At 61.5% G+C, this 17,317-nt stretch carries 15 protein-coding genes; 9 read left to right on the plus strand and 6 right to left on the minus strand.

Features of this window, described 5'->3' with window-relative positions; translation table 11 throughout:
- Nucleotides 1-123 precede the first annotated feature (123 nt).
- Together rnhA and PSJE_RS04070 are read right to left on the minus strand one after the other, a co-directional pair.
- Entirely contained in the window at nucleotides 124-576 is a 453-nt protein-coding gene (gene rnhA / locus PSJE_RS04065) for a ribonuclease HI (RefSeq protein WP_007979123.1), read from the minus strand.
- A gap of 92 nt (nucleotides 577-668) precedes the next feature.
- Nucleotides 669-1,427 (minus strand): class I SAM-dependent methyltransferase, encoded by a 759-nt coding sequence (locus tag PSJE_RS04070; RefSeq protein WP_007988453.1) that lies wholly within the window; start codon nucleotides 1,425-1,427, stop codon nucleotides 669-671.
- 65 nt (nucleotides 1,428-1,492) lie between these two features.
- On the opposite strand from PSJE_RS04070, the gene gloB reads away from it, so the two are divergent.
- The 8 genes from gloB to fabI all read left to right on the plus strand — a co-directional run bounded on the left by gloB (nucleotide 1,493) and on the right by fabI (nucleotide 12,184).
- The gene (gene gloB / locus PSJE_RS04075; protein ID WP_090455011.1) at nucleotides 1,493-2,260 is read left to right on the plus strand and encodes a hydroxyacylglutathione hydrolase; all 768 of its coding nucleotides are present in this window, start codon (nucleotides 1,493-1,495) and stop codon (nucleotides 2,258-2,260) included.
- A 99-nt stretch (nucleotides 2,261-2,359) separates the two neighbouring features.
- Nucleotides 2,360-3,790: a transglycosylase SLT domain-containing protein gene (locus PSJE_RS04080; protein ID WP_057715033.1), complete on the plus strand. Its 1,431-nt coding sequence runs from the start codon at nucleotides 2,360-2,362 to the stop codon at nucleotides 3,788-3,790.
- A 210-nt stretch (nucleotides 3,791-4,000) separates the two neighbouring features.
- Entirely contained in the window at nucleotides 4,001-5,821 is a 1,821-nt protein-coding gene (locus PSJE_RS04085) for an extracellular solute-binding protein (protein WP_408003804.1), read from the plus strand.
- Nucleotides 5,818-7,659: an extracellular solute-binding protein gene (locus PSJE_RS04090; protein ID WP_090455009.1), complete on the plus strand. Its 1,842-nt coding sequence runs from the start codon at nucleotides 5,818-5,820 to the stop codon at nucleotides 7,657-7,659. The genes PSJE_RS04085 and PSJE_RS04090 overlap by 4 nt, the downstream gene beginning before the upstream one ends.
- Nucleotides 7,660-7,663: 4 nt before the next feature.
- A complete protein-coding gene (locus PSJE_RS04095) occupies nucleotides 7,664-8,737 on the plus strand; it encodes a microcin C ABC transporter permease YejB (RefSeq protein ID WP_057715036.1) in 1,074 nt (357 codons plus the stop codon).
- Between the two features lies 1 nt (nucleotide 8,738).
- Nucleotides 8,739-9,758: an ABC transporter permease gene (locus PSJE_RS04100; RefSeq protein ID WP_007999322.1), complete on the plus strand. Its 1,020-nt coding sequence runs from the start codon at nucleotides 8,739-8,741 to the stop codon at nucleotides 9,756-9,758.
- 1 nt (nucleotide 9,759) lies between these two features.
- A complete protein-coding gene (locus PSJE_RS04105; RefSeq protein ID WP_090455008.1) occupies nucleotides 9,760-11,370 on the plus strand; it encodes an ABC transporter ATP-binding protein in 1,611 nt (536 codons plus the stop codon).
- 19 nt (nucleotides 11,371-11,389) lie between these two features.
- Nucleotides 11,390-12,184 (plus strand): enoyl-ACP reductase FabI, encoded by a 795-nt coding sequence (gene fabI, locus PSJE_RS04110; protein ID WP_057715039.1) that lies wholly within the window; start codon nucleotides 11,390-11,392, stop codon nucleotides 12,182-12,184.
- A gap of 179 nt (nucleotides 12,185-12,363) precedes the next feature.
- On the opposite strand, the gene PSJE_RS04115 is transcribed toward fabI, so the two are convergent.
- On the minus strand, nucleotides 12,364-13,230 hold the full coding sequence (locus PSJE_RS04115; protein WP_090455007.1) for a LysR family transcriptional regulator: 867 nt from the start codon (nucleotides 13,228-13,230) through the stop codon (nucleotides 12,364-12,366).
- 112 nt (nucleotides 13,231-13,342) lie between these two features.
- On the opposite strand from PSJE_RS04115, the gene PSJE_RS04120 reads away from it, so the two are divergent.
- Nucleotides 13,343-13,768, plus strand: coding sequence for a VOC family protein (locus PSJE_RS04120; protein WP_057715041.1), 426 nt, complete (start codon nucleotides 13,343-13,345; stop codon nucleotides 13,766-13,768).
- 117 nt (nucleotides 13,769-13,885) lie between these two features.
- On the opposite strand, the gene PSJE_RS04125 is transcribed toward PSJE_RS04120, so the two are convergent.
- From PSJE_RS04125 to PSJE_RS04135, 3 genes are all read right to left on the minus strand, one after another.
- A complete protein-coding gene (locus PSJE_RS04125) occupies nucleotides 13,886-14,467 on the minus strand; it encodes a GGDEF domain-containing protein (RefSeq protein ID WP_090455006.1) in 582 nt (193 codons plus the stop codon).
- Between the two features lie 74 nt (nucleotides 14,468-14,541).
- Nucleotides 14,542-15,123 carry a hypothetical protein gene (locus tag PSJE_RS04130; RefSeq protein WP_057715043.1) on the minus strand — a complete coding sequence of 194 codons (582 nt, stop codon included), beginning with the start codon at nucleotides 15,121-15,123 and terminating at the stop codon, nucleotides 14,542-14,544.
- Nucleotide 15,124: 1 nt separating this feature from the next.
- Nucleotides 15,125-17,293 (minus strand): xanthine dehydrogenase family protein molybdopterin-binding subunit, encoded by a 2,169-nt coding sequence (locus PSJE_RS04135; protein WP_090455005.1) that lies wholly within the window; start codon nucleotides 17,291-17,293, stop codon nucleotides 15,125-15,127.
- Between the last annotated feature and the right edge of the window lie 24 nt (nucleotides 17,294-17,317).

A 17,317-nucleotide genomic window follows, 5' to 3' on the forward strand; every position in this document is an offset into this window, starting at 1 on the left:
CGCGAGCAAGCCCGCTCCCACATTGAATTGGCGCCGGCTCACAACTTTGTGGACGACACGAATCCAGTGTGGGAGCGAGCTTGCTCGCGAAGGCCACGGCGCGATGCATCGGCAGTACCGAAATCAGCCCTGCTTGTACCCACGCACTTCATCCACACCACGGTTGGCCAACTGGTCGGCCCGTTCGTTGCCGTGATGGCCAATGTGTCCGCGCACCCATTTCCAGGTGACCTTGTGACGGTTGACCTGCTCGTCGAGCAACTTCCACAGGTCAGCGTTTTTCACCGGTTCCTTCGCCGCGGTTTTCCAGCCGCGCTTCTTCCAGTTGTCCATCCACTCGTTGATGCCTTTCATCACATACTGCGAGTCGGTCACCAACAACACCTCGCAGGGACGCTTGAGCTCTTCCAGGCCACGAATCGCGCCCATCAGCTCCATGCGGTTGTTGGTGGTATTGGCTTCGCCGCCCCAGAGTTCCTTTTCGACGCCCTTGCACACCAGCAGTGCGCCCCAGCCGCCAGGACCAGGGTTGCCTTTGCAGGCGCCGTCGGTGAACAGTTCTACGCTATCGCTCATGCCAATCTATCCAGAAAATGCGCTGGCCCGCCGATCGCTGATCGACGACGCCCGAAGCCGGGACATGCCCGGCCACAAATGAAAAGTGTGTATTACGGTTCGATGTTGCGTCGGTTGACCTTGGCCATCGGCAACGGGATCAGCTTGCCCATCGGTTCGCGCCGCTCCTGACGGACCGGTCGCAAGCCCACCACGATCTTGCGCGCCACCAATAAATAGAAGCCGCCGCCCGACAGTTGCCAGTCACCGGCCTTGCGCTCCCAACCGGCCAGGCGGGTCTGCCACGCCGGTGACGCAAGCGGCGGACGATAGCACCCGAAGCGGCGTTTCTCCAGCGCGAAACCCAGCAGGTTCAGCCAGTCGGCGACCCGTGACGGCGAAATGCAGCGCGCCTTGCGCAGCGCATCCTGGGCAAACACATGCCGCAGGCCCCAACTGCTCCAGGGGTTGATGCCAATGATCAGCAAATGCCCGCCGGGACGTACGCTGCTTGCCGCCTCGCGAAGCAGACCGTGGGGCGACAGGCAGAAATCCAGGCCATGCTGCAGCACCACCACATCGGCAGCATGCTCGCTCAGCGGCCAGGCCTGCTCCTCACAAACGATCTCGACCCCCGGCAACGGCGCACCAAGGCGTACATTGCGCTGTACCTGAGGGGCAGACGGCGGAGTCTGGGCCGAGGGACCGTAATGCACCAGATAGCCACCAAAGAACCGCCCGAGCTCGTCTTCGAGCATGCGCCGCTCTTCGTCCAGCAGAAATTGCCCGAGGGGACCGGCAAGCCACTCGCGGGCGGCGCTGATCAACGCCAGCCAGTCAGGATCGGCTTGTGCGAACGCTTTATCAGTCATTGCATTCTCCAACGCGCCAGGAAGTTCTAAGATGCGCCAATGTTTTCCGCTTGGCGAATCCGACGATGATACAGATCACTGCCCTGCCCGCCTTCACCGACAACTACATCTGGTTGTTACAAGACCACGGCAGCAAGCGCTGCGCGGTCGTCGACCCGGGTGATGCCGGCCCCGTACAAGCCTGGCTTGCGGCCAATCCGGGCTGGGTACTGAGTGATATTTTGATCACTCATCACCATCATGACCACGTCGGCGGCGTCGAACAGCTGAAAAAAGCGACGGACGCGAAAGTCTATGGTCCGGCCAGCGAAACGATCCCGGCGCGGGACGTTGCGCTAAAGGACAACGACAAGGTCTGCGTGCTCGGCTGGGACTTCGACGTCCTCGCGGTCCCCGGCCACACCCTGGGGCACATCGCCTATTACCATCACGGCTTGCTGTTCTGCGGCGACACACTGTTTGCCGCCGGCTGCGGACGCTTGTTCGAAGGCACGCCACAGCAAATGTACAGTTCGCTGACACGCCTGGGCGGGTTGCCGGAAGACACGCTGGTGTACTGCACCCACGAATACACCCTCGGCAACCTGAAGTTTGCCGCGGCCGTCGAACCGAACAACCCGCACACTGCCGAGCGCCTGGCCAAAGTCACCCGCCAACGGGAATCCGGGATCATGACGCTGCCGTCGACACTGGCGCTGGAAAAGCTCACAAACCCGTTTTTGCGCTCCGGCGAAACATCCGTTAAAGAAAAAGCGGACGAACGGACCGGCACCGATAACTCGGCGCCCGATATGGTTTTTGCGGCGCTTCGAGCGTGGAAAGACAGGTTCTAAAGAGGCCTATCAAGATTGCAACAATTCTGAAAGGTTGACCGCGCAGGGTGCGCTTCCTAGAATCGCCCGACATTTTTGCCCGGAACTTACTTCCAGCCAATGTCGTCACCTATTCGCAAAGCCATCAGTTCAGACGCATTGACCCGCTTGGCTCAAGCCATTGCGGTGGCTGTGTCCGCCACCCTGGCGGGCTGTTCCAGCCATGCGCCGCAGACCGATGCGGCGCACACGCAGAACATCGCCGCGCGCGCCAAGCAGAAGCCGATCTGGCTCAGCGAAAAACCCAGCCCGCAAATTCCCCAGGACGTCTGGGAGCGCATGCGCCAGGGCTTCCAGCTGCAAGACGGGCTGGGCGTCAACCCGCGCATCGAGCAACAGCGCCTGTGGTTCGCCAGCAATCCATCTTTCCTCGAAAACGCCGGCGAACGTGGCAGCCTCTACATTCACTACATCGTCGAACGCCTTGAAGAACGCAACATGCCGCTGGAACTGGCCCTGCTGCCAGTGATCGAAAGCGCCTACAACCCGATGGCCTATTCCCGGGCCAACGCGGTGGGTCTTTGGCAGTTCATCCCGTCCACCGGGCGTTACTTCAACCTGCGTCAAACCCGCTTCTATGATGGCCGTCGCGACATCACCGCGTCGACCACCGCCGCCCTGGATTACCTGACCCGCCTGCACGACATGTTCAACGGCGACTGGATGCTGGCCCTGGCGGCCTACAACGCCGGCGAAGGCACCGTCAGCCGGGCCATTGAGCGCAATGAACGCCTCGGCCTGCCGACCGACTACTGGAACCTGCCGCTGCCCTCTGAAACCCAGGCCTATGTGCCAAAGTTGCTGGCACTGTCACAGGTGGTGATGGCGCCGGAAGCCTACGGCGTGAACCTCAATCCGATCGCCAACGAGCCCTACTTCCAGGTCGTCGAAATCAACCAGCGCATGGACCTGTCCAAGGTTGCTGAAGTTGCCAATATCGACGAAGACGAACTGTTCCAGCTCAACCCGGCCTTCAAGCAGCGCACCACCCTGGATGGCCCGCAACATCTGCTGGTGCCGACCTCCAAGGCGCAATTGCTGACCAGCAGCCTGCAGACCATGCGTCCTGAAGAACTGATCAGCAAGAAATCGCTCAAGCCGGTCTTCGAAGGTGCCGACGACAGCCAGGTCGCCAGCGTCAAGCGTTCCTATCGGGTCAAGCGGGGTGACAACCTCGGTTCCATCGCCAAGGCCAACAACGTTGACGTGAAGGACCTGCAACGCTGGAACAAACTGAGCGGCAAGAACCTCAAGCCGGGCCAGACCCTGGTCATGCAGGACAACAGCAAACGCAACTCCGGGCGCGTCAACACCGTGATTGCGGCCAATACCAAGAAGCAGCAGGCCAAGTACAAGGTCCAGCAAGGCGACTCGCTGTACATCGTGGCCAAGCGCTTCAACGTAGAGATGCAGCACCTCAAGCGCTGGAATCCGCGTGTCGGCCAGGCGCTCAAGCCTGGTCAGATGTTGACGGTGGCTAATCCGCACTAACTGTAGGAGCGAGCCTGCTCGCGAAAAACCCAAGGGCACCGAGTTGATTCAGGTGCCCCGCGTCATCATTGACCACCATCGCGAGCAAGCTCGCTCCTACAGGAATGCGATCGCCCGGATCCCCCGTCTTTTTCCTGTCCATACAAGCTGTTACTGTACGGTCCACAAAGCCCAAGCCGCCTGGATCGGATCCCCTATTTGAAGCGTCCCCTGCCCCTGCTCCTGATCAGCCTGGCCTTGAGCTCCACCGCAAGCGCGACGATCAGCGAAAGCCATGGTTATGCGCAGTTCGGCACGCTCAAGTACCCGGCCCGATTTACCCACTTCGACTGGGTCAACCCGCAAGCGCCCAAGGGCGGTACTTTGCGGGTGATGGCGTTTGGCACCTTCGACACGCTCAACCCCTACACCTTCAAGGGCACCAGCCCGGTCACCACGCCGAGTTTCCTGCAATACGGCATCAACGAGCTAAACGAACCGCTGATGGTCGGCACGGGGCAGTACGCACCTTCAGGTGACGAGCCCGCGTCCAGCTACGGCCTGATTGCCCAGTCGGTGGAGTACAACGAGAACCGCAGCTGGGTGGTGTTCAACCTGCGTCCCGAAGCACGCTTCCATGACGGCACGCCGATCACCGCCTACGACGTCGCGTTCTCCTATCGCGTGCTGCTCAAGGAAGGCCATCCGTTGTACCGCACCAGTCTTCAGGAAGTGTCGCGGGTCGACATCCTCAACCCGCAGCGCATCCGTTTCGTGTTCAAGCGTGCCGGCAATCCGCTGCTGATTCTGCGCCTGGGTGAAATGCCGGTGCTGGCGCAGCACTACTGGAAAGGCCGCGACTTCAAGGCCACCACTTTCGAGCCGCCGCTGGGCAGCGGGCCGTATCGCATCACCTCGGTCACGCCAGGACGACAGATCGTCTTCGAACGGGTCAAGGATTACTGGGGCAAGGACCTGCCGGTCAATCGCGGCAAGTACAACTTCGACCGCATGGAAGTCGAGTTCTACCGCGACAGCGTCGTGGCGTTCGAGGCGTTCAAGGCCGGTGAATTCGACATCTATATCGAGCACCAGGCGAAGAACTGGGACACCGGCTACAACTTCCCCGCCGTACGCCGCGGCGAGGTGATCAAGACGCAGATTCCCCATCAGATCCCGACCCAGACCCAGGGCCTGTTCATGAACAGCCGCCGTCCGGCTTTCTCGGACACCAAGGTCCGTGAAGCGCTGGGGCTGATGTTCAACTTTGAATGGACCAACCGCTCGCTGTTCGGCGGCGCCTACCAACGCGCCATGAGCTATTACCCCAACAGCGAGTTCTCGGCCAGCGGTTTGCCGGTCGGACATGAATGGCTGCTGCTCAAGCCCTATCGCGAGCAACTGCCGGCCAGGCTCTTTACCGAGCCGTTCAGCCTGCCGCAGACCGATGGCCGTGGCATCCCCCGGGAGACCCTGCGCAAAGCCCTCGGCCTGCTCGCCGAAGCCGGCTGGAAGCTCAATGGCCAGCGCCTGCAAAACACCGCCGGGCAGCCGCTGCGCCTGGAACTGCTACTGGTCAACCCGAACCTGGAACGCATCCTCCAACCTTACGTCGAGAACCTGGCCAGCATCGGCATCGACGCGCGGCTGCGCACGGTCGATCGCGCGCAATACAAGCAGCGCCTCGACCAGTTCGATTTCGACATGATTCTGATGACCCTCAACCAGACGCTCAGCCCGGGTCTGGAACAATGGCAGTACTTTCACTCCAGCCAGGCCGGGGTCAAGGGCAGCAAGAACTACGCCGGCATTGCCAACCCGGTGGTCGACCATTTGCTCGAACAGTTGCTGGCCGCCCGGACCCGCGATGAACAGGTCGCCGCCGGCAAGGCCCTCGACCGCGTGCTGCTGTGGCAGCACTACATCGTTCCCAACTGGTACCTCAATTATCACCGCCTGGGGTACCGCAACCGGCTCGCCTTCGTCACCACGCCGCCCTACACCCTGGGCCTGAACGCGTGGTGGCTGAAATCTTCGGAGAAAGATCAATGAAACCCATCCGTGCCCTGCTCCTGCAGGCCAGCGGTCTGCTGTTCGCCGGGCTGGCCTGCGCCGCCCCGCAACATGCCGTGACCTTGTATAACGAACCGCCGAAATACCCGGCCGATTTCAAACACTTCGACTACGTCAACCCGGACGCGCCCAAGGGCGGGATTTTCCGCCAGGCCGGTTTCGGCGGCTTCGACAGCCTTAACCCCTTCATCAGCAAAGGCGTGCCGGCGGACGATATCGGCATGATCTACGACACCCTGGCCAAGCAAGGCCTGGACGAGCCGTTCACCGAGTACGGCTTGATCGCCCGCCTGATCGAGAAAGCCCCGGACAACGCCTGGGTGCGCTTCTACCTGCGCCCGGAGGCACGCTTCCATGACGGCCATCCGATTCGCGCCGAGGACGTGGTGTTCAGCTTCCAGATGCTGACCAAGGACGGCGCGCCGATGTACCGCGGCTACTACAGCGATGTGGCCGAAGTGATCGCCGAAGACCCGCTCACCGTACTGTTCAAGTTCAAGCACACCAACAACCGCGAGTTGCCGCTGATCCTCGGCCAGTTGCCGGTGCTGCCCAAGCACTGGTGGGCCGACCGCGACTTCAACAAGGGCAACCTGGAAATCCCGCTGGGCAGTGGCCCGTACAAGGTCAGCGAAGTGAAAGCCGGACGCTCGGTGCGATACGAGCGGGTCAAGGACTACTGGGGCAAGGACCTGCCGGTCAATCGCGGTTTCTACAACTTCGACGTGATGACCACCGACTACTACCGCGACAACACCGTGGCCCTGGAAGCGCTCAAGGCCGGGCAGTTCGACTACTGGCTGGAAATGACCGCGAAGAACTGGGCCAACGCCTACAACATTGCGGCGGTCACCGAAGGTCGACTGGTCAAGGAACAGATTCCCAACGGCAATCCCACCGGCATGCAAGGGTTCGTATTCAATATGCGCCGCCCGGTGTTCCAGGATGTGCGGGTGCGCCAGGCCCTGTCGCTGTTGCTGGATTTCGAATGGACCAACAAGCAACTGTTCAACGGTGCCTACGCGCGTACCCGCAGTTATTTCGAGAACTCGGAAATGGCCGCCACCGGCCTGCCTGACACCGATCAGGTGGCGATCCTCGAACCGTTCCGTAGCAAGCTGGCGCCGCAGGTGTTCAACGAAGCCTTCCAGAACCCGACCACCGACGGCAGCGGCATGATCCGCGCCCAGCAACGGCAAGCCTATCAATTGCTGCAGGAGGCCGGCTGGCGCATCGTCGATGACAAGATGGTCGACGCCACCGGCAAGCCGGTGGTCATCGAGTTCCTGTTGGCCCAGACCGAATTCGAACGGGTGCTGCTGCCGTTCAAACGCAACCTGAGCGACCTGGGCATCGACCTGGTGATCCGCCGGGTCGACGTCTCGCAGTACATCAACCGCGTGCGTTCCCGGGACTTCGACATGATCGTCGGCAGCTTCCCGCAGTCCAACTCGCCGGGCAACGAACAACGGGAATTCTGGATGTCGGACGCCGCCGACAAGCCCGGCAGCCGCAACTCCATGGGCCTGAAGGATCCGGTGGTCGATCAACTGGTCGAGCAACTGATCAACGCCGATTCGCGCAACAGCCTGGTGGCCCACGCCCGCGCGCTGGACCGAGTTCTGCAATGGGGCTATTACGTAATACCCAACTGGCACATCAAGACCTGGCGCGTGGCGTACTGGAACCACATCGGCCATCCCAAGGTCTCGCCTAAATACGATATCGGCACGGCCACCTGGTGGGTCAAGCCGGACATCAAGCCGGCAATAGAAGTCGAAACCACACTGCAGGCCGATCCTGCGGGCACGGAGTAATCAGATGCTGGCGTACATTTTTCGGCGACTGTTGCTCATCATTCCGACCCTGTTCGGCATTCTGCTGATCAACTTCGTGATCATCCAGGCGGCTCCCGGTGGGCCGGTGGAGCAGATGATCGCCAAGCTCGAAGGCTTCGAGGGCGCCACCAGCCGCATCGCCGGCGGTGGTGCCGAAGTCTCGGTGGCAGGCTCGGCCTATCGCGGCGCCCAGGGCCTGGACCCGGCGCTGATCAAGGAAATCGAGCACATGTACGGCTTCGACAAATCGGCGCCGGAACGCTTGTGGATCATGGTCAAGAACTATGCATCCCTGGATTTCGGCGACAGCTTCTTCCGCGACGCCAAGGTCATCGACCTGATCAAGGAAAAGATGCCGGTGTCGATCTCCCTCGGGCTGTGGAGCACGCTGATCATGTACCTGGTGTCGATCCCGCTGGGGATCGCCAAGGCCAAGCGGCACGGCAGCCACTTCGACGTCTGGACCAGTTCGGCGATCATTGTCGGCTACGCGATCCCGGCGTTCCTGTTCGCCATCCTGTTGATCGTGGTGTTCGCCGGCGGCAGTTACCTTGACTGGTTCCCCTTGCGCGGGCTGACCTCGAACAACTTCGATGAACTGAGCATGGGCGGCAAGATCCTCGACTACTTCTGGCACCTGGCGCTGCCGGTGACCGCGCTGGTCATCGGCAACTTCGCAACCATGACCCTGCTGACCAAAAACAGCTTCCTCGACGAGATCAACAAGCAATACGTGATCACCGCCAGGGCCAAGGGCCTGACCAACCACCGCGTGCTGTACGGCCACGTGTTCCGCAACGCCATGCTGCTGGTGATCGCCGGGTTTCCTTCGGCCTTCATCGGCATCTTCTTCACCGGCTCGTTGCTGGTGGAGGTGATCTTCTCCCTCGACGGCCTCGGCCTGATGAGTTTCGAGGCGGCGATCAACCGCGATTACCCGGTGGTGTTCGGCACGCTGTTCATCTTCACCCTGCTCGGGCTGGTGGTGAAACTGATCGGCGACCTCACCTACACCTTTGTCGATCCACGCATCGACTTCGAAAGCCGGGAGCATTGAGATGAACCTGTCCCCTCTCAATCGCCGCCGCTTCGAACTGTTCAAGGCCAACAAGCGTGGCTGGTGGTCGCTGTGGCTGTTCCTGATCCTGTTCGGCGCAAGCCTGGGTGCCGAGTTGATCGCCAACGACAAGCCGCTGGTGGTGCACTACGACAACAACTGGTACTTCCCGGCGCTCAAACGCTACCCGGAAACCACCTTCGGCGGCGAATTTCCGCTGGAAGCCAACTACAAGAGTCCGTACATCCGTGAACTGCTCAAGGCCAAAGACGCCTGGGTGCTGTGGGCGCCGATTCCCTACAGCTACCAGAGCATCAACTACGACCTGAAAGTCCCGGCCCCGGCCCCGCCCTCGACGGACAACCTGCTGGGCACCGACGATCAGGGCCGCGACGTGCTGGCCCGGGTGATCTACGGTTTCCGCATTTCCGTGCTGTTCGCCCTGACCCTGACCGTGCTCAGCTCGATCATCGGCGTGATCGCCGGGGCCTTGCAGGGTTTCTACGGCGGCTGGGTGGATCTGGCCGGGCAGCGGTTCCTGGAAATCTGGTCCGGATTGCCGGTGCTGTACCTGCTGATCATCCTTGCCAGTTTCGTGCAGCCCAACTTCTGGTGGTTGCTGGGGATCATGCTGCTGTTCTCCTGGATGAGCCTGGTCGACGTGGTGCGCGCTGAGTTCCTGCGCGGGCGCAATCTGGAATACGTACGCGCCGCCCGCGCCCTGGGCATGCAGAACGGCGCGATCATGTTCCGTCACATCCTGCCCAACGCGATGGTCTCGACCATGACCTTCATGCCGTTCATCCTCACCGGCGCCATCGGTACGCTGACCGCCCTGGACTTCCTCGGCTTCGGCTTGCCGGCGGGCAGCCCGTCCCTGGGTGAACTGGTGGCCCAGGGCAAATCCAACCTGCAGGCGCCGTGGCTGGGCATCAGCGCCTTTGCGGTGCTGGCCTTGATGTTGAGTCTGCTGGTGTTCATCGGCGAGTCCGCTCGCGATGCCTTCGACCCGAGGAAGTGAAATGAATCAGCACAATCTGATCGAAGTGCGCGACCTGTCCGTCAATTTTGTCGTCGGCAATCGCTGCCAGCGAGCGGTCGAAGGCGTCAGCTTCGACATCAAGCGCGGTGAAACCCTGGCGTTGGTCGGCGAGAGCGGTTCCGGCAAGTCGGTCACCGCACACTCGATCCTGCGCCTGCTGCCCTACCCGCTCGCCCGGCATCCGTCCGGCACCATCTTGTATTCCGGGCAGAACCTGCTGGACCTGAAAGAAAAAACCATCCGCCACATTCGCGGCAACCGGATTGCGATGATCTTCCAGGAGCCGATGACCTCGCTCAATCCCCTGCACTCGATCGAGAAGCAGATCAACGAAGTGCTGGGCATCCACAAGGGCCTGACCGGCAAGGTCGCGACCAAACGCACCCTGGAGCTGCTGGAGATGGTCGGCATCCCCGAGCCGCACAAGCGACTCAAGGCCCTGCCCCACGAATTGTCCGGCGGCCAGCGTCAGCGGGTGATGATCGCCATGGCCCTGGCCAACGAGCCGGAACTGCTGATCGCCGACGAGCCGACCACCGCGCTGGACGTGACCGTTCAGCTGAAAATCCTCGAATTGCTCAAGGAATTGCAGGCCCGATTGGGCATGGCCCTGCTGCTGATCAGCCATGATTTGAACCTTGTGCGAAGAATTGCGCATCGCGTATGTGTCATGCAGCAAGGTTGCATCGTCGAACAGGCATCGTGCGAAGAACTGTTCCGCGCGCCGCAGCATCCGTACACTCGGGAACTGCTGGCAGCGGAGCCCGGCGGCAAGCCTGCAAGCAACGTGATCGGCCCGCCGTTGCTGGCGGTCGAGGACCTCAAAGTCTGGTTTCCGATCAAGAAAGGCCTGCTCAAGCGCACGGTGGATTACGTCAAGGCGGTCGACGGCATCAATTTCAGCCTGCCCCAGGGCCAGACCCTGGGGATAGTGGGAGAAAGCGGTTCCGGCAAATCGACCCTGGGCCTGGCAATTTTGCGGTTGATCGCCAGCAAGGGCGCCATCCGCTTTGAAGGCCAGCAGCTAGACTGCCTGACGCAGCAACAGGTCAGGCCGCTGCGACGGGAGATGCAAGTGGTGTTTCAGGACCCGTTCGGCAGCCTGAGCCCGCGGATGTGCGTGAGCCAGATCGTTGGCGAAGGCCTGCGGATCCACAAGATGGGCACTGAGGCGGAACAGGAACAAGCGATCATTGCAGCACTCAAGGAGGTAGGTCTGGATCCGGAAACCCGGCACCGCTACCCCCACGAATTTTCCGGCGGGCAACGGCAGAGAATCGCCATTGCCCGGGCATTGGTGTTAAAACCGGCGTTGATTTTGCTGGACGAGCCGACTTCGGCCCTCGACCGCACGGTACAACGCCAGGTAGTGGAGCTTTTGCGTTCACTGCAAACCAAGTACAACCTGACGTATCTGTTTATCAGCCATGACCTGGCTGTGGTGAAAGCGCTGAGCCACCAGTTGATGGTGGTCAAGCATGGCCAAGTGGTCGAACAGGGAGACGCGCAAAGCATTTTTGCCGCCCCCCAACATCCGTATACACAGCAGTTGCTGGAAGCCGCTTTTTTGGCTCCGGCCACTGCGCAATAACCTGAAAGAGGAGCAACACATGGGTTTTCTCGCCGGTAAGCGCGTACTGATCGTCGGTGTCGCCAGCAAGCTGTCCATCGCATCCGGCATCGCTGCCGCCATGCATCGCGAGGGCGCTGAGCTTGCCTTCACTTATCAGAACGACAAACTCAAGGGTCGTGTCGAAGAGTTCGCACAAGGCTGGGGTTCGAGCCCTGAGCTGTGCTTCCCGTGCGATGTGGCCAGCGATGAAGAAATCGCCAAGGTCTTCGAAGAGCTGAGCAAGAAGTGGGACGGCCTGGACTGCATCGTGCACTCCGTCGGCTTCGCCCCGGGCGACCAACTGGACGGCGACTTCACCGAAGCCACCACCCGCGAAGGTTTCCGCATCTCCCACGACATCAGCGCCTACAGCTTCGTGGCCCTGGCCAAGGCTGGCCGCGAAATGATGAAAGGCCGCAACGGCAGCCTGCTGACCCTGTCGTACCTGGGCGCCGAGCGCACCATGCCGAACTACAACGTCATGGGCATGGCCAAGGCTTCCCTGGAAGCTGGCGTACGTTACCTGGCCGGCTCCCTGGGCCCGGACGGTACTCGCGTCAACTGTGTATCGGCAGGTCCGATCCGCACCCTCGCCGCTTCCGGCATCAAGAACTTCCGCAAGATGCTGGCCGCCAACGAAGCGCAAACCCCGCTGCGCCGCAACGTCACCATCGAAGAAGTCGGCAACGCCGGCGCCTTCCTGTGCTCGGACCTGGCGTCCGGCATCAGCGGTGAAATCATGTACGTGGACGGTGGCTTCAACACCACGGCCATGGGCAGCATCGAAGAGTAATCTTCGCTCAGCCAAAAAAACCCGCCGCTTTTGGCGGGTTTTTTATGCCTGCGATTTCCCGGACAAACACAGCCCCCCCGTGGGAGCGAGCTTGCTCGCGATTACGGCCTGTCAGTCGACATCAATGGTGAATGTCAGTCCGATATCGCGAGCAAGCTCGCTCCCACAGGGGATCATGTTCAGTCAGCTATCGGCGTCAGGCATTTGGCAAACAACTGCTGAATCGGCTGCATCCGCTGGCTATAGCGCTGCAACAGCACGATCTCCCGATGGAAGGTCAGTTCGCCCAGCGGGACGATCCGCACCCCCGCCCCTTGCTCCAGCCACAGCCCCGCCTCCGGCAACAACGAAACCCCCAACCCACACTCGACCATTTTGACAATGGCCTCCAGTTCATCCAGCTCCAGCGCCACGTGCACCTCGATCTTCTGTTCGCGCAGAAACCGCGTCACCAGCCGCCCGCCAAACGAATTGCGGTCGTAGCGTACATGAGGGTGCTCGGCGAGCAGTTGCAGCGGATCATCGCCGTCCAGGTCCGCCGGTACGATCAACACGAACGGTTCCCGGCGAATGACCTGCGCAGACAATTCCTTGGGCAACTCAAACGGCGGCTTGATCAGGATCGCCAGGTCCACTTCTCCTGTGTCGACCTGACTCAGCAGGTTCAGTGACACACCGGGCACCAGCTTGGGCTCCAGCAAGGGCGCCAGTTGGCGCAAGCGCAGCAGCGCCTGGGGCAGCAGCCCGGTCTGAGCAGTCGCCACTGCGCCGATTCTCAGTTCGCCACGGTACTCACTGACATCGTCGCTGACGGCCATGCGGCTGAAGGTCTCGAGCATTTCCCTGGCCATCGGCAACGCACGTTGCCCCGCCGCGTTGAGCAGCGCCTGGCGGCCGGTGCGGTCGAACAGACGGATGCCAAGGGCTTGTTCCAGGTTGCGAATCTGCGCGCTGACCGCCGACTGCGTCAGGCCGATGTGCATGCCCGCTGCCGCGAACGTGCCGTAACGCGCCACCGCGATAAAGGTTTTCAGTTCGCGCAGCATGGCGGCCTCGATTGATCGAAATAATTTGAGCTCGATGCAAAAATTATCGTCTTTCAATCAAAAAGCACAGGGCTAAACTCGACACATTCCCACCCACACCGAGGTTCGCCTGATGCAACTGTCCCCTTTTCACCTGGCCATTCCGGTCTACGACTTGCCGGCCGCCCGACATTTCTATGGTTCAGTGTTTGGCCTGGAAGAAGGCCGCTCAAGCGATCAATGGGTGGATTTCAATTTTTTCGGCCATCAACTGGTGATTCACCTGGCACCGAAAAACCCCACGCAAGAAGCCGCGCACACCAATGCCGTGGATGGTCACGATGTGCCGGTGCCGCATTTTGGCGTGGTGCTCGGGATGGCCGAGTGGGAGGCGCTGGCCGAGCGGCTGAAGTCGCTGGAGACACGCTTCGTGATCGAACCGGGGATTCGTTTTCAGGGGCTGGTGGGTGAGCAGGCGACGATGTTTCTGTTTGATCCTTGCGGGAATGCGCTGGAGTTCAAGGCGTTCAAGGATATTGGGCAGTTGTTTGCCAAGTAGGCGTTGCCTGTCGGGACGCCATCGCGAGCAAGCTCGCTCCCACAGTCGATTTGTGGCGTTCATAAATCCTGTGGGAGCGAGCCTGCTCGCGAAGAGGCCCGCTAATACAACACCGCCCTAACGGCTCATCACACGCTCGGCCTCCTCCAGCAGTTCCTCGATTGAGTCATGAACAGTGGGGTTATATTCGACCTGGGTAACGCTGAACCGAATGTCATAACTGCGATGCGCCGTGGCGTTGCGCTCATCGAGTATCTCATTGAGTCGCACCTTGATCGCCTCGATCTCAACGGCACTGGATCCGGTCAGCAGCGCCACAAACCGGTCGCCGTCGAGTCGGCCGACCACATCGTTTTCACGAAAGCCGATACGCAGGACATCGGCGAACGTCTTGAGCGCATCGTCACCTTTGGCCCGGCCATACAGATAGCAGATGAGCTTGAATTCATCGAGGCTGAAGTACAGCAGTGTCGCCGGCGTCTCCAGTTGTCGGCAGGCGTCCAGCCCGAGTTGGGCCAATGCGGTGAAACCATGGCGATTGGACAGCAGCGTCAGCTCGTCCATGCTCGCCATCTGCACCCCTGCCAGTTCTTGTTCGGCCTGGCGAGCCAGTTCGCGCAACCGTTCACGTTCTTGCTGTGGCGTGAGCAACGGGTTGGCTGATTGGCCCGGTTTACCTGTTTTGCCTGAGATCAACATCGTTCACTCCCTTGGCGGGTATGTACGTTAGAGTCGCCCGTACCCACATTGACTCCCTGTAAGCGTGCCGCTGGTCAGCTACCTGCCACCGGGCACGGTCCTCCCGCATCGGCCCAGCGCTTGAACTGGGCGACGAAAGTATCGTGGGGCACCGGCACCGGCGCGCGATTGCCGCCTGGGTTCCAGCCCCACAGCACCAGCTTGTCGTCGCTGACGTGCTTGATCAGCGCGGCAAAATCCCGATCGCCGTTGCTGGAGCGATCCTTGATCATCGCGCACAGCCGGTCGGCTGGCAGGCCGATCCAGGCCATGCGGTGCGCGGCCGGTGGCAAACTCCAGTGCGGCGCACCCGGTGGTGCGTGGGGGCCGTAACTGGCCGGCGGATTGCTTTGCGCATGGCAGGTTGCACAGGGCAACCCGGCCGAACCCTTGCCGTCCATGCCACGCACGACATTCATGGCGTGGGGCACGCCGGCATCAAATTGCAGCGGCGAATCCCCAGGAATATGGCAGTTCTGGCAACGGGGGCTCTGGAAGACCTTCTGCACGGTGTCGAACGCCTGCAAGGCCTCGCGGTCATCGGCGAACACGTGCGATGCGTAGGCAATGAGACAGACCAGGATCACCGCCCCAAGCAACCAGTGATGTCGTTTCATCTCACACCCCCGCCAGCTGCAAGGGCAGCTCCCGCAGGCGCTGCCCGGTCAGGGCAAACACCGCGTTGGCCACCGCTGGCGCCATGGGTGGCACACCGGCTTCGCCGATACCACCGGGTTTGTCGCGGCTGGGCACGATATGCACTTCGACCACCGGCATTTCGTTGAGCCGCAGCACCCGATAGTCGTGATAGTTGGACTGCACCACCTGCCCGTCCTTGAGTGTCAGCTTGCTGTGCAAGGCGAAGCTGAGGCCAAAGGTAATGCACGACTCCATCTGCGCTGCGATGCTCTGGGGGTTTACCGCAATGCCGCAATCCACCGCGCACACCACCCGGTGCACGCGGATGGCAAGGTTGTCCTGGGACACCTCGGCCACCTGGGCCACGTAGCTGCCGAACGACTCATGCACCGCCACACCCAGGGCATGGCCGTCCGCCAGTGGCGCCGTCCAGTTGGCCTTCTGCACCGCGAGGTTCAGCACACCGAGATGGCGCGGATGGTCCTTGAGCAAGGTGCGCCGATATTCCACCGGATCCTTGCCGGCCGCCGTGGCCAGTTCATCGATCAGCGACTCCATGACAAACGCGGTGTGGGTGTGCCCCACCGAACGCAGCCACAACACGCTGATGCCGGTCTGCGGTGAATGCAGTTCAATCTGGTGATTGGCCAACCCTTCGAGGTAGGGGCTGTCCGCCACGCCTTCGACGGAGGTCTTGTCGATCCCGTCCTTGACCATGCTCGCTTCAAGCGAGGTCCCGGCCATGATCGACTGCCCGACCATCACATGCTTCCAGGCCAGTGGCAGGCCGTCAGCGCCGAGCCCGATACGCGCATGGTGCAGGAACGCCGAGCGGTAATAGCCGCCGCGGATGTCGTCCTCCCGCGCCCACACGGTTTTCACCGGTGCACCGGCAGCCTTGGCGACATACACCGCTTCGCTGACGAAATCCGACGTCGGATTGGCCCGACGCCCAAAGCCGCCACCGAGAAACTCGGTATGGATCACCACCTGTTCGGGTTTGAGCCCGGTGATTTTCCCGGCGACCATTTGGTCCAGGGTCTGGAACTGGGTGCCGGTCCAGATTTCGCATTTGTCCTTGGTGATGCTCACCGTGCAGTTCAGTGGCTCCATCGGCGCGTGGGCCAGATAAGGCACACTGTATTCAACGTCGATCTTCTTGGCCGCTTTCGCCAGCGCAGCCTGGGTATCCCCCGCCTGGCCTGCGTTCAGGCCCTGGGTGGTGGCGAGTTTGCGGAAGTTCTCCAGCAACGCCTGGCTGTCGAGCCCGGCGTTCGGCCCCGGATTCCACTCGATTTTCAGCGCATCGCGCCCCAGCTTCGCCGCCCAAAAATGATCGGCAATCACCGCGATTCCGGTCGGCACTTGCACCACTTTGTGCACACCCGGAATCGCCAGCGCTTCGGCGCCTTCAAAGGATTTGACGCTGCCGCCGAAGGTGGGCGAACGGGCAACCATCGCAGTCATCAGCCCGTCAAACTGCACGTCCATGCCGAACTTCGCCCGGCCGGTGATTTTTTCCGGAGTGTCCAGACGTTGGGTGGGTTTGCCGATCAGCTTCCAGTCCTTTGCGTCCTTGAGTTTGATCGAGGCCGGGTCTGGCCGTGGCAATTGCCCGGCCTCATCGGCCAGTTCGCCGTAGGTGGCACGGTGCTCACCGGCCATGACCACCCCCGATTCGGTATGAATCTCGGACGGCGCGACGTTGAAACGCTTGGCCGCTGCGTCGATCAACATCAAACGCGCCGCCGCGCCGGCCTGGCGATAGCGGTCGAACTCCATCCAGGTCGAGGTCGAGCCGCCGGTGATTTGCATCCCGCCAAAACCAGGCAGGCCGTAATCGGCGGCCGAAGCCGGTGCATGCTCGACGCGGATTTTCGTCCAGTCGGCGTCCAGTTCTTCGGCGATCAGCATGGTCAGGCCAGTCCAGATGCCCTGGCCCATTTCCGAGTGCCCCAGCAATACGGTGACACTGTTGTCGTTGCCAATACGCAGGAAGGCATTGGGCGCAAACACGTTGCCCTGGTTTTCCGCGCCCATGGCGAAACGGTGGGCACCGGGCATGGCGAACGCGACCACCAGCCCGCCGCCCAGCATGGCACTGCCCTTGAGAAAACCACGGCGCGATAACGCGTTGATGCTGTTCATGGCGCAAGCTCCCTTCAACCCGGC

Source organism: Pseudomonas jessenii, assembly GCF_002236115.1.
Classification (GTDB): domain Bacteria; phylum Pseudomonadota; class Gammaproteobacteria; order Pseudomonadales; family Pseudomonadaceae; genus Aquipseudomonas; species Aquipseudomonas jessenii.